This is a genomic window from Commensalibacter communis (assembly GCF_947179015.1).
Taxonomy (GTDB): Bacteria; Pseudomonadota; Alphaproteobacteria; order Acetobacterales; family Acetobacteraceae; genus Commensalibacter; species Commensalibacter communis.
Map to the genome: position 1 here is coordinate 505,435 of NZ_CAMXCM010000001.1, position 12,921 is coordinate 518,355.

Genomic DNA, 12,921 nt, shown 5'->3' on the forward strand with positions numbered 1-12,921 from the left:
GTAAAAAATGAGCAAATATTATTCTGGATATAAAAACACCATAGCGCTACTTCTAATCGGGGGTGGTGTAACGGGTTTGTGCGATTCTGGGTACAGTGCGACCCCGCAAACGAATATTTCTCATGGTACGATGAACGCAACCGACCAAGCAAAAGCATTGTCTCATTTACAAAAGGTGGATGTTGGACAAGGATGGATTGCGTGTGAAAAAACCGCTCAATCTTGTTCTTTATGGAATGCGGTTAAGGTTGTGAATATTGATCCTTATCAAGATATTAAATATCAAATAGGAAAATTATCTGTTACTTTTCCAAAAGGTCGACCAACATTTTCTTTAAATAATAAAGAATTAGTTATCTCACTTGGAGGAATGTTCCAATATGATGTTGGTGCTTTTGTTGGTGGGAATCCAAAGGGAAATGGACCATCGATGAATAGTATTCGCAGTCATTTAAGGCGTGGTCGTTTTATCGTAAGTGCAAAATATAAAGATTTTGTGGTAACCGTGACCCCTGATCTGGGAACATCTGGCACACAAAATGATTCTTTGTTTGAAGCTTCTTTAAGGTATCAAGGATTTCGCCATACATCCATTGATATAGGGTTATTGCAGCCTCGTGTAACGTTGGAAGATGCCGAGGGTTCTAATTTTTTTGAATTCGTTGAACGCCCAATGGTGATTGATTTAGTTCGTAACATTGCTGCGGCAAATGCACGTTTGTCGTTGGGTGGGACACATTGGGAAAAAAGATATATTGTGGCAGCATATGTAACGGGTCCTCGTTATGGTTCTTTTAAGAATTTTCAGGATAATCAAGTTGGAGGTGTTTTTCGCTTGGCAGGTCGTCCAATCATTACTAACGATATTGATTTACATGTTGGTGTTTCTGGTTCTTTTGCCTTTCATGGAGAAAATCGAAAATATTCGATGAATACCGGGCAAGAGGCACAAATATGGTTAACACGTCCTTATTTAAGAACCAGAACGATGGATGGGGTTGATAGTATATGGAGTGTTGGACCTCAAGTTGCTTTGCGTTATAAACGGTTTTTGTTAACATCTGAATATTACTCTATTCATATGCAAAGATCGTCTGTAAATGGTGAGAATGCTCCAAATTTAAATTTTCCAGGATGGTATGTTAGTGCCAATTACACGTTATTTGGACAACCTCGACTTTACGAGGCACAAAGAGGCGTATTTATCACGCCTATAGGACCAACTTTCAATCCATCAGCAGGATATTGGGGGGCATTGGAATGGTCTGCGCGGTGGAGTGTGATGGATTTAAACAGTCATAAATCTTGGTATGGTTCTGATAAAAAATTATTGGGTGTAAATGGTGGAAAGCAGACCGTATGGTCAACGGGTTTCAATTGGTACCCATCTTCCCAAGTCAAAATAATGTTAGATTATAATCATATTCAAGCATCGTCTTCGTTGAAAAATGAGTATAACCCCAGAGGTCGCAGCAGTAATTTGATCATTTCAAGGTTGCAATATAATTTTTAATTCAATTTTACACATTATTTTATAGTTAATGTGTAAAACCCCTTATATTACCTGACCTAAATGTTACTTTAACTTTCTATATATTCATACATAAGATTATTTTTTCGTAGTTTGATTCTCTGATATTTGTTAATTAATCTACATATTTAATAATATGGTGTGTGATATGTGTATAAATAAAATAAATGATAGCAAAATTAATAGCTTTATTTTACCATACAGCATCGTTTTCAGTGTTGCTGTATGTTTTACGAGTGCTTCTTCTGCAAGTAGTATTGCTAGCACGAAGATAGTTACCCAGTCAGAGCAAATTCCTGATGATAAACAGCTTGCACAATTAGGAGAACAAAAGACCGATTTTAGACAAGGCTGGTATATTTGTGCAAAAGCTGAAAAAACTTGTACAATGTGGAATGCTATAAAAGTTATTAATGTAGATCCTTATAAAAATATTAAATACCATGTCGGGGGATTAAATTTAACATTTCCCAAAGGTCGCCCAGCTTTGGCTTCTCAAAATAAACGGTTAAAAATTTCGTTGGGTATGATTATTAACTATGATATCGGCGGATTTATTGGACCTGATAACAAATATGGTCAAGATGTTTCTGGGTCCCGAGGATATATACGTCGTGGACGATTTAGTTTAGGCGTGCAATATGATGATTTCTTATTAACCATAAGCCCTGAATTTGGTGAGTTTTTTAGAGATACATATAATTTATATGAAGCTAACTTGGCATATAAAGGGTTTAAAAATACAATTATTACTATCGGGTTATTTCAACCAAGGTCTTCAATGCAAGATGCAGAGAGCTCGACAGGATATGAATTTATGGAGCGTCCAGCCATTATTGACGTGGTACGTAATATTGCTGGAGGTGAGCCAAGATTAGCGTTTGGTGCCCAACATTTTGGTAATGGATATATGATTAGTGCTTATGTCACGGGTCAGCGATTAGGCAAGCCATTCCAGCAAAATTTTCAAAATAATCAAATTGGTGGCGTATTCAGAACCGCGGTGCATCCGCTTGCTACTCGAGATTTTGACTTACATTTAGGACTTTCAAGTTCGTTTGCTTTGCACGGTGATAATAAAAAATATGGGATCAGTGCGAGGCAGGATGCTCAGTTGTGGTTAAGTAAACAATATATTCGCACGGGCACATTGAGTGGGGTTGATAATGTATGGTCTATTGGGCCAGAAGTGGGATTTCGTTGGAAACGAGCTGTTGTGCAATCAGAATTTTATAACGTGCGGTTGGGACGTAATTCAAGTTATAATGAATACAGACCTAATTTTAATTTTAAAGGATGGTATATTTCGTCTTCTTATACACTTTTTGGTCAACCACGATCATATAATAAAGCACGTGCTATTTTTAATCCACCAACAGGATCATATTTTAATCCAGCAGCAGGTCAGTGGGGGGCTTTGGAATGGGATGCACGGTTTAGCCAAATGGATTTAGATGATCGTGTACATAGTTATAGCCCCACGGGAAAATTCCAAGGAGTGCAGGGAGGAAAGCAAACCATGATTACCACTGGATTTAACTGGTATCCATCGTCCCATATGCGGATTATGTTGGAATATCATCGTGTGCACGCGACAGGGTCCAAAGGAAATAGATATAATCTCTTTGGTCGTACCAGTAACTTTATTACATCAAGATTACAATTTACGTTTTAAGACTTGAATAAGAACAAATTAACATTTGACGAAAGATTAAGTCAGCGGTGTAAGATGTTCATAATTAAATGATTTATGTATACCAAATAGAGTAAAGTGGATGAAACGACTTCTTTTTGTATTTTTCTTGTTTTTAACGTCTTTTTCAGCTTATGCACAATCAAATGAAAAAATATATAGTTATAAACAGTTTGGTGATCAGTATGTGGTTAGTATTAAAAATCACGCTGAAATTTCAAAAGCGATTAGTGATTTCTGTAATGACCAACATATTATGGCTGGAAACATCATTGGCATTGGCGCTGTAAAAGAAGCCACATTACGTTTTTTCAATCCTGTTACTAAAAAATTTAGAGATAAAACATTTTCTGAGCAAATGGAAATCAGTAATCTAACAGGAAATATTGCTCAAAAAGATGGCAAGCTTTACTTACATTTACATATAACACTTGGTCGGTCTGACTATTCAGCTTTGGCTGGGCATTTACTAACTGGTGTGATTAACGGTGCGGGGGAATTTGTCATTACAAAATATAACGGTCAGCTACCACGATATTATGATGAAACGATTGGGTTGAATTTGTATCAGTTTAACTAAAAAGTTGTTGTATTGGTCAAAATTTGATTAAAATATCGAATTAGCACATCCAATATATCTTCTTTTTAAAATCAATCGTTGCTGGCGCATCCCCTCGGCAAGCCTCAATATGATCGAGATTTACATCTTGAGGAGAGTTGGGAGATGAAATAATCCATACGCCTGACTTGTGTTGGCGAATAACTCCATCTTCCATCAGTTCGCCATTTTTTATGCCAGATATATTTACTTTTTTTGCATATATTTTTATTCGATCGTTGTGTATTTTGACAATTACAGTATCGCCCATCCAAGAATTTTGTTCTTCATAGTAAATTTTGTATATGAATGTTCCGTTATGGTATTCTGGCTTTTTAGGTATAGACCAAGCATGGATGCTGAACATAAAAAAGAATATAGGGATTAAAGAAAATTGGAACTTCACAGAAGGTATCCTTGGTAAGAAGACAATAACTTATAGTATAAATTTTGAATTTATATCAGTCCAAATTGTTCGACATGCTTATCTTGCTGCATTTGCACAGCATGTTCTAAATCAATAGAGATAATCTGACTGACCCCACGTTCTTGCATGGTGACGCCATATAACCGATTCATGTGACTCATGGTAAGTTGGTGATGGGTCACAACCAAAAAACGTGTTCCAGCTTGTGCGGTCATATCGGATATCAATGAGCAAAAACGCTCTACGTTCGGATCGTCCAAAGGAGCATCGACTTCATCCAAAATACAAATGGGAACAGGATTACAACGACTGACCGCAAAGACAAGAGAAAGGGCGGTAAGTGCTTGTTCTCCACCAGATAGCAATGAAAGTGTAGAGAGTTTTTTCCCCGGAGGTTGAGCGTAAATCTCTAACCCTGATTGCAAAGGATCCTCATGAGCGAGCAATTTTAAATAGGCACTGCCACCATTAAACATACGGGTAAATAAATCTTGGAAATGTTGGTTAACTTCATTAAAAATTGCATGAAGTTTTTCTTTGCCTTGTTGGTTTAGTTTTTGAATGGAATCTCGTAATTGCTGAATAGCAGTCGATAATTCAGTATATTCTTTTTCTATATTGTTTAATTGTTCTTGTTTTTCTTCGCGTTCAATTTCAGCACGTAAATTGACAGCTCCCAATGCGTCGCGCTCAGCAGAATTTTCTGCAATGATGGTCTTGAGTTTTCTTTCTGCAGCATCACCGATATCCATGTCAGTTTGTTGCTTGGCATGTTCTTGAATAGATGGCTCGATGTTATTTTTTAATTGTTCTAATAAAGCCTCTGCTTGTTCTTGCTTTGCTTGTGCTTTCAGCAGGTTCTCTCTAGCTTTATGAGCATTTTGCTCTGCTTGTTGTAATTGTTTTTGTGCTTCTGTGCGATCTCGTTCAAGCTGAATTAATTGTTGTTGTGCTGCTTGATATAATTCACCTGCGTGCGCCTCAGTTTCTTTTAAAGAGATTAACTGCTTTTCAAGAACAGGAAGCTTTTGATTTAAAAGATCATATTCAGATTGTAACTGTGTGATTTTGTTTAAAGAGATCGTTGCTTCGTCTTGTGCCTGAGATAAACGGGCTTGCCATTCTTTAAATTGAGTTGCCAAAGCTTCTTTTTGTTTAAGCAGATTGTCTTTTTCATTCAGTAGTAAATGATAAGACAACCGTTCTTTTTCTTCTTGTTCTTTGCAATTTTTATAAGTTTCTTGTATCTGATAAAGATTGGCTTTAACAATGTCTAACTCAGGGCGGGCAGCATATAATTCTTCGACTTTAATAAACTCTTGCTGTTTATTTTCTAAGTATTTCTTTGCATCTTCACACCGTGGTTGAAGGGTTTCAATACGGCTATGGTGCTGAATGTAATTTTCTTTGATCGCTTGATGATTTTTTTGTGCAACCAAAAGCGCTTGTTCAGCAATTTGAGATTCTTGTTGCAATGCCAGTATTTGCTGTTCTAGTTCTTGAACGTTCTTTTGCGCTGCTTGTTGAGCAGAGAGTGCTTGCTGAGGATTTTCCAGTCGTGTTTGTTGTTCTTGATCTTGAACTAATCCTTGTTCCAGTTGTTCTAATTCTATTCCCAGCTGTGTTTGTTTTTCTTGTAATGTTTCTAGCCGAATAAGGTTTTGTTGATCATCGCTTAATTGTTTGTGTTGCTGATCTTTAAGGGTCGATAATTGATGTTCAATCATCTGTAAGTGTTGTTGCGCTTGTTGAGCAGCCTCTTTGCAGTGTTGTAATTGTTGTTGGCTTTGTTCGACGATGTTATCGTCAGGCCTAGGAAACTCAGCTTCTTTTTGAGCGTGCTCGTAAGTTTTTTGTTTATCGTCAAATTCCTGTTGTGCTTGGGAATACGCAGGGTGCAGCGCATCAAACTGAGTTTGAGCTGCTTGAGCACGGTTTTGCAGAGATAAAAATTCTTGTTGTGTTCTTTGCAATGTTTGATCGGTCGTTTTATAGAGCGCTTGTTTGTCTGTAAGCTGTACTTTAATCGTTTGAAATTGCTCTTGAAGGTTTTGATGCTTCGTTTGTAGCGTAGGATATTCAGAGCTTAACGCCGCCAGAGCTTCTTCAGTTCGTTTTAAATTTTCTCTTTGTAATAGACGTTGAGCTGCTCTGTTTTGCAATCCTGCTTTTTGATGATAACCATCCCAACGCCATATATCACCCTCTTTGGTCATCAGACTTTGTCCAAAAGTAAGGGTTTGAAAATAATTTTGACCTTGTTCAACCGTTTCAACCATACCAATATGATCGAACGCGCGTTGTAGAGCAGGGGGTGGGGGAATAATTTCTGAAAGTTTCCGAATAGATGCTGGGAATACAGAATGGCTTGGCGGTAATGGCATCCAGCCTGTCTGTGTATCTAAACTGACGGGGCTTTCTAAAGTCTCGTCAAACAAAGCCGCCACCGCAACAATAAGATCAGATGGAATTGTGATACTGTCTAATACAGCTGGTAAAGTATTGGTAAGTTTTTCTTCTTGATCATGTGACAAAGCAAGCGCCAGACCATCTCGTTTTGCTTGCAGCTTTTGTTGCTCTGCTTCATGTTGGTGCAAATTTTTTTGCGCTTGCTCTGTTGCTTCTTGAGTTTCCTGATATTGCGCAGTTAAATTTTGTATTGTTTCTTGTAGAGATGTAACTTGATCTTTTTGTAAATTGAGTTCCGTCTTTTTATTTTGTAAAATTTGATCTGCAATGATCGCTGCTTTAGCTTTGTCAATTTGTTCAGCCAAGAGCGTTAAATTCTTCTGTGCTTGTTGGAATGCTTGTTGTGTCGTTAACAGATTTTTTTGACGGTTATTATAAATTTGTGTGGCTTGTTGGTTTGCAGACTCAGTTTCCAGATGTGCTTTAATAGCATCTTGATAATGTCGAGACGTTATTTCTGTATTTTCTTTAGCGTTTAAATATGTTTTTTGTAGCTCTGATAGTTCAGCAGCAAATTGTTGTTTTTGTTGTTCGGTCAAAGATTGCTTTTGTAATGTTTGCAGTTGTGTTTCAAAATTACTTTTCTGAATTAAAAGCTGTTGTTGCTTTTCGGTTTGCTGCTTAATTTTTGTCGCAAGTTGCGTATAGGCTTGCTCGACTTGTTGAGCGTGGTGTTGTGCGTGACTTGCTTGTAATTTTGCTTCGTTAAGACGTGATTCGCTTTCTTGCTTTTGCGTTTGTATGGTTTTTAAATGTTGTTGGGCATGATCCTGAGCATTGGCAAGATTATTTATTTCCTTTTCTTTGGGAAGAGCTTCAAGACATCCTTGATAGTCAGCAACGATTTTTTGATACTCTATTTCAGCAGCTTGCTTGGCTTGTTTAGCTTGCTCATATTGCTGTGTAATCGTTTGATGTTGTTTTTGTTGCTCTTCAAACGTTTTTTCTTCTTTTTGAATTTCCACAGTCAAACGGGCTAATTGCTTGTCATAGTCAGCAATATTGCCTTGAAGAATTCTTTCTTTTTCAGGGTGTTCCAGCAGATTTTGTTCTGTAGTTTGTAAATGAATATGAACTTGATTTAAATCAGCTTGCGTTTTCTCTACACGATTATTGGCTATGATTTGTTGTTCTGTTGCTTCTTGAATACGTTCTTGAAGTTGTTGCAACTGTTCTGTAATTTTATTTCTTTGCTCTTGCAAGAATCGTGTTGCATTACGTTCATGATCCCATTGGGTACGCGCTTGAATCCCTTGTTGTCTGAGCTGCGGTATTTTTTCTTCAAAAGATTCAAATAGGGTCTTCTGTTCAGTATATTTGTATTCAGCATCCTTTTGTGCGTTGTCAGCTTGGATTTGCTTTTGCTCAAATAGATATAGACTACGGATTGCACGTTGGAAATATAGGGATTGTAAAGTGGTTTCTGCTTCTCTCAGTTCGGTTGAAAGCCGTCTATAGATTGTTGCTTGTGAAGATTGTTCGTTTAAAGATTCAATAAGCAAAATCAGTTGTTGTTGTAAATCATCCAAACGTGCCAGATTTTCTTCAGTTGCTTTAAGTTTTAATTCGGCCTCTCGACGACGACTATAGAGGCCAGCAATGCCGGCCGCTTCTTCTAGGACTTGTCGTCTTTCTTCGGGTGAGGCTGAAATCAGTTGTGCGATGCGGTTTTGGCTGATGATTGCAGAGGATCGCGGACCAGACCCCAGATCAGCAAAAAAAGTTTGCACATCTCTGGCTCGTTGAACTTTGTTATTAATTCTATATTGGCTGCCAGAACCACGTTCTAACTGTCGAGAGATTTGCAGTTGGTCTTGTTGTTGAAATGGGGCTGGTGCAATCGTTTCTGTGCCTTCGATGGTTAAGGCAACTTCGGCGATATTACGTGCTGCCCTTCGTGTGGTTCCGGCAAAAATGACATCGTCCATTTCTCCACCACGTAAAGAGCGGGCAGAGCTTTCCCCCATAACCCAGCGGATGGCCTCAACAATATTGGATTTGCCACAGCCATTGGGGCCGATGATCCCTGTTAACCCTGGTAAGATTTCTAATGTAATAGGATCAGAAAAACTTTTAAATCCAGCAATTTTTAAATGTGTAAAGCGGATGGTCATACAGGGATATTGGAACTATGGTAATTAAGGGGTTGGTTGACGGCTTAAAGCATTTGTAACCTGTTTTCCAAAATCTTCAATAGTTAATTCACCAACAACAGGTTTGCCGTTGAAAATAAAGGTTGGGGTGCTGTCGATTTTATATTGCTCTTCAGCTTGTTTGGTTTCTGCTAAAATTGCATCACGTAAAGCAGAATCGTTTGTAACTTGCTCAAACTGAGAAGCATTCATGCCAGCAAGGGTTGCGTATTTTTGTAATTCTTTGACTGGATCTGCACCTTCTTTAAATGCCCATTGCTCCAAATTATCTAATAAAGCAAAAACAAAAGGTTTATATTGCTCAATAGGTAAACTGCGTGCAACGATAGCAGCCATCAGCGCAATTTTATCTAAAGGAAAATCTTTGAAAATATAATAGACTTTGCCTGTGTTAATATACTGCTTTTCAATTTCTGGAAAAACCGTTTGAGCAAAGCGTCCACAATGAGCGCATGTCAAAGAAAACCATTCTTGGACATGAACTTTGGCATTTGGATTACCTAGTGCGCGTGGCGCAGAAAAATTTGGTGAAATTGTTGCTGCTTTGGCTTGCAAGCTGGTTGCGAACAGGGTTGCAGCTGGAAGTGCAGTGCTTAGAAATAAGCGGCGCGTAATAGGCATAATAGGTTCCTAAAATAGTAAATAAAGACAATGATATTATGTTTCAATTTTAACATCAAATTTGACGGTTAATCACGTATTTTATCATAAATATCATTGAGAATCATAAAATTATTTATTGTAAAGGTGATTGAGAGATGTGGATAATGATTTTGGTTAATCAATATTGATTAACCACCACGGAAAATAAAGAAAACAGCACCAACAATACATAGTCCTGCCCATACATAATCCAACTTAAAGGATTGATTCATAAAAAAGATGCTAAAGGGGATAAAGACCAATAAAGTAATGGCTTCTTGCATGATTTTTAACTCCCCCAAAGAGAGCTTGGTATATCCAATACGGTTGGCAGGGACTTGGATCATATATTCGCCCAAAGCAATGCACCAACTGATGAGTGCAGCGATGTACCACGGCTTGCTTTCTAATGTTTTTAAATGTCCATACCATGCATAGGTCATAAAAAGATTTGATAAGACCAGCATCGACGCAGTTGTTAACCAAACAGGCATTTGTTTCTCCTTTTAAGTTATAAATTTTGCTGAATTTGAATAAATTTTAGTAGTTTGTTAAATAAATTGAATATGCTAACATTTGGTAATAATTTTTAATGTATAAATGAAATTATTCAAATGGCTAAAACAACTGTTGATTTTATATGCTTTATAAGCATGATCCAATAGTAAAATATTGAAGATGAGACTATTTTATAATTCTATTCTGTTATAGGAGATTTTAAATGATTATTCTGTGTGGGGATGTTTTAATTGATTTTATCCCAGATAAAACGGTGGATGGAAAAGATTGTTACTATCCAGCCCCAGGGGGGTCATGTGCAAATATTGCTGTGGCTATTGGTCGTTTAGGCGGAAAAGTTGGCTTTATGGGTGGGATTTCTAATGATTTTCTAGGTGAAAAATTGATGGAATTCCTTGAAACCTCTAACGTCGAAACCAGATACGTGGCACGAGGACCTCAACAGACAACGCTTGCTTTTGTAGAGTTGGGTGAAGAAGAGCCACAATATGCTTTTTATGATGAAAATACAGTTTCTCGTCTGTGGGTTCGTTCACAATCTCCTGGATTTACAGATGATGTGAATTTAATTCATATTGGATCGACTTCTTTGATTGAGCCCCCCATTTCTGAAGCATGCGAACAAATGTTCAGAATTGAAAAAGGTAAACGTATTCTTTCGATTGATCCAAATTGTCGTCCAGGCAATACATTACATCCAGCCGTATATCGTGCGCGGATGTCGCGGTTAATCGCGATGGCTGACATTATTAAGCTTTCTAAATCTGATTTAGCATTCTTAATGCCAGATACCTCTTTTGATGAAGCTGCTGAAATGTGGATTTCACAAGGGACTTCGATCGTAATCATTACACGAGGCAGCCAAGGTACATTATGCTACCTACCAGGACAAAAGGCAATTACGGTAGAGCCAGACTATATTGATGATGTTGTCGATTCTATTGGCGCAGGGGATACGTTTATGGCTGCAACGCTAACGTATTTGCAAAAAGAAGAATTATTGACACTGGATAAGATTAAATCAATTACTGCCGATCAAATTACGCAGGCATTAAAATATGGCTCTGTTGCTGCAGCGATGATCTGCCAACGTCGTGGTGCCAATCCGCCTTGGGAACAAGAAGTTGCGGAACGGATTGCCTCAAAAAAATAATTGTTCATTATAGGCAGAGAAAATAACTTTATCTTTGCCTTTTTTATTTCAGAATGAGCTTTAGGTTAAATTGATTTTTATATCATTTAGCTGGTGATTTTAAAAATACTGCAATGTAAGATAAGAACGTAAATTTTTATCAGCCCCTTAAGTCTTATTTTAACGATGGGTTATAGGGGAGTGGTCATAATATCGGTAATAATCGGATAATACGATTTGAAGGTGAGAAATTAGAGTATAGATTTGGATAGATTTTTAATGATTAGAGCCATATCAAACATTTATTAAGAAGTATTTTTATAAATCTTTTTGGCTATTGTCATTTTCATCTGTCTGACTAGGGACGTTAGAAGCAGGAAAATTCCAATCATTAGGAATATGCATTCTTAAACGTCGAATATGTCTTGGATCAGAGTCTAAGACTCTAAATACTAAACCACTTGAATGTGTCAGTACTTCACCTTTTGTTGGAACATGCTCTGCCAGGCGAAATACGAGACCACCAATCGTATCAATATCAGAATTATTTTCTTCCTCGGTTAAAAAGGCGCCTATGTGTTTTTCAAGATCTTCAAGCACCATTCTAGCATCAAGGTCTAGTGTATGGCGGTCGCGCTCAACCATCATTTCCACGTCAGGGTCATCATGTTCGTCGGCAATATCGCCAACAATTGTTTCAACAAGATCCTCAATTGTAACCAAGCCATCGATACTGCCATACTCATCAATCACCAATCCTAAGTGGGTACGATGTTGACGCATTTGTAACAATAAATCCAAAATAGGAATTTGTGGTGCTATGAAAAGAGGCTGCCTTAAAAGATTCGTAATATTAAATTCTTCGTGGTTTCCCGTATAGGCAATCAGGTCTTTGACATGTAACATTCCAATAATATTATCGAGTTCCGTATGATATACTGGAACGCGAGAATGATTTTCATGTCGCATAACTTCTAATGCTTTTTCAAACGTAATTGTGTCTTCGATCGCAAATATATCTGCTCTGGGTATCATCACGTCATCTGCTGTTTTTCCACGCAAACGTAGAATATTAGAGATCAATAATCGCTCTTGAGTACTAAGCTCTTCAGTACTAACATGTTGCGGGGATTGATCGTTTGCGTTTTCCTCATCAACCAAATTAACAATAGATTGACGCAAACTGGGATGTTTGCTCTTATATATCCAGCGCGAAATGACTGATTTGAAACGTCTAGGTTTTTGCTGTGCAGAGTTTTGTCCGTTATCGGATGATGAATTGTTTGATGAACCAGAGCCACGATGCATTATTATATACTCCGTGATGGGTAAAGTTTCCAAGGATTAGGAATGTTCAGTTTTTGTAATAAAAGAGCCTCTCGCATTTCCATTTCTTTGGCTTCGTTGACATAAATATGATCATAACCTTGTAAATGTAATAGACCATGAATTATTAAATGTGCCAAATGATGCATAAAAGGTCTTTTATTTTGCTGTGCTTCTTTTTGAATTGTTTGCAGCGCAAAAATAATGTCACCGCCTATCATACCCCCACCAGGTAACTCAAAGGTTAATACATTGGTTGGTTTATTTTTTCCCCTAAATTGATCGTTTAATTTTTTAATAGAAAGATCATTAGAAAAACACAAATTGGTTTCTTCGGTAATCGGAAGAATTTGATGGATACGATACAGTAGTGGTAGTAATTTAGGCATAAATCTACGCCATTGTAACTCTTGTATAATCAGTTTTTCGTT

Annotated in this window: 10 protein-coding genes; 4 read left to right on the forward strand and 6 right to left on the reverse strand. The window is 37.4% G+C overall.

Annotated elements, in window-relative coordinates; genetic code table 11:
- Positions 1 to 7: 7 nt before the first annotated feature.
- From PQG54_RS02400 to PQG54_RS02410, 3 genes are all read left to right on the forward strand, one after another.
- A complete protein-coding gene (locus PQG54_RS02400) occupies positions 8 to 1,513 on the forward strand; it encodes an OprO/OprP family phosphate-selective porin (RefSeq protein WP_271789065.1) in 1,506 nt (501 codons plus the stop codon).
- 166 nt (positions 1,514 to 1,679) lie between these two features.
- Positions 1,680 to 3,206, forward strand: coding sequence for an OprO/OprP family phosphate-selective porin (locus PQG54_RS02405; protein WP_271789064.1), 1,527 nt, complete (start codon positions 1,680 to 1,682; stop codon positions 3,204 to 3,206).
- A 100-nt stretch (positions 3,207 to 3,306) separates the two neighbouring features.
- Positions 3,307 to 3,804 (forward strand): PPC domain-containing DNA-binding protein, encoded by a 498-nt coding sequence (locus tag PQG54_RS02410; protein WP_271789063.1) that lies wholly within the window; start codon positions 3,307 to 3,309, stop codon positions 3,802 to 3,804.
- A 40-nt stretch (positions 3,805 to 3,844) separates the two neighbouring features.
- Here the strand turns inward: PQG54_RS02410 and PQG54_RS02415 are convergent, their stop codons facing one another.
- The 4 genes from PQG54_RS02415 to PQG54_RS02430 all read right to left on the reverse strand — a co-directional run bounded on the left by PQG54_RS02415 (position 3,845) and on the right by PQG54_RS02430 (position 10,007).
- Complete coding sequence (locus tag PQG54_RS02415; RefSeq protein ID WP_271789062.1) at positions 3,845 to 4,228, reverse strand: hypothetical protein; 384 nt, start codon at positions 4,226 to 4,228, stop codon at positions 3,845 to 3,847.
- A gap of 50 nt (positions 4,229 to 4,278) precedes the next feature.
- Positions 4,279 to 8,832, reverse strand: coding sequence for an AAA family ATPase (locus tag PQG54_RS02420; RefSeq protein WP_271789061.1), 4,554 nt, complete (start codon positions 8,830 to 8,832; stop codon positions 4,279 to 4,281).
- A 24-nt stretch (positions 8,833 to 8,856) separates the two neighbouring features.
- Positions 8,857 to 9,492, reverse strand: coding sequence for a thioredoxin domain-containing protein (locus tag PQG54_RS02425; protein ID WP_271789060.1), 636 nt, complete (start codon positions 9,490 to 9,492; stop codon positions 8,857 to 8,859).
- 170 nt (positions 9,493 to 9,662) lie between these two features.
- The gene (locus PQG54_RS02430; protein WP_271789059.1) at positions 9,663 to 10,007 is read right to left on the reverse strand and encodes a DMT family protein; all 345 of its coding nucleotides are present in this window, start codon (positions 10,005 to 10,007) and stop codon (positions 9,663 to 9,665) included.
- Positions 10,008 to 10,234: 227 nt separating this feature from the next.
- Between PQG54_RS02430 and PQG54_RS02435 the strand changes: the two genes are divergently transcribed.
- A complete protein-coding gene (locus tag PQG54_RS02435) occupies positions 10,235 to 11,185 on the forward strand; it encodes a carbohydrate kinase family protein (RefSeq protein WP_271789058.1) in 951 nt (316 codons plus the stop codon).
- A gap of 297 nt (positions 11,186 to 11,482) precedes the next feature.
- On the opposite strand, the gene PQG54_RS02440 is transcribed toward PQG54_RS02435, so the two are convergent.
- Together PQG54_RS02440 and ybeY are read right to left on the reverse strand one after the other, a co-directional pair.
- The gene (locus tag PQG54_RS02440) at positions 11,483 to 12,472 is read right to left on the reverse strand and encodes a hemolysin family protein (protein WP_271789057.1); all 990 of its coding nucleotides are present in this window, start codon (positions 12,470 to 12,472) and stop codon (positions 11,483 to 11,485) included.
- A 2-nt stretch (positions 12,473 to 12,474) separates the two neighbouring features.
- On the reverse strand, positions 12,475 to 12,879 hold the full coding sequence (ybeY, locus tag PQG54_RS02445) for an rRNA maturation RNase YbeY (protein ID WP_271807699.1): 405 nt from the start codon (positions 12,877 to 12,879) through the stop codon (positions 12,475 to 12,477).
- Positions 12,880 to 12,921: the final 42 nt, after the last annotated feature.

Excerpts from the sequence above, each read along its gene's own strand:
- ybeY (WP_271807699.1), bottom strand. The coding sequence starts at position 12,879 with ATGCCTAAATTACTACCACTACTGTATCGTATCCATCAAATTCTTCCG.
- PQG54_RS02440 (WP_271789057.1), bottom strand. The coding sequence starts at position 12,472 with ATGCATCGTGGCTCTGGTTCATCAAACAATTCATCATCCGATAACGGA.
- PQG54_RS02425 (WP_271789060.1), bottom strand. The coding sequence starts at position 9,492 with ATGCCTATTACGCGCCGCTTATTTCTAAGCACTGCACTTCCAGCTGCA.
- PQG54_RS02420 (WP_271789061.1), bottom strand. The coding sequence starts at position 8,832 with ATGACCATCCGCTTTACACATTTAAAAATTGCTGGATTTAAAAGTTTT.
- PQG54_RS02400 (WP_271789065.1), top strand. The coding sequence starts at position 8 with ATGAGCAAATATTATTCTGGATATAAAAACACCATAGCGCTACTTCTA.
- PQG54_RS02405 (WP_271789064.1), top strand. The coding sequence starts at position 1,680 with ATGTGTATAAATAAAATAAATGATAGCAAAATTAATAGCTTTATTTTA.
- PQG54_RS02435 (WP_271789058.1), top strand. The coding sequence starts at position 10,235 with ATGATTATTCTGTGTGGGGATGTTTTAATTGATTTTATCCCAGATAAA.
- PQG54_RS02430 (WP_271789059.1), bottom strand. The coding sequence starts at position 10,007 with ATGCCTGTTTGGTTAACAACTGCGTCGATGCTGGTCTTATCAAATCTT.
- PQG54_RS02410 (WP_271789063.1), top strand. The coding sequence starts at position 3,307 with ATGAAACGACTTCTTTTTGTATTTTTCTTGTTTTTAACGTCTTTTTCA.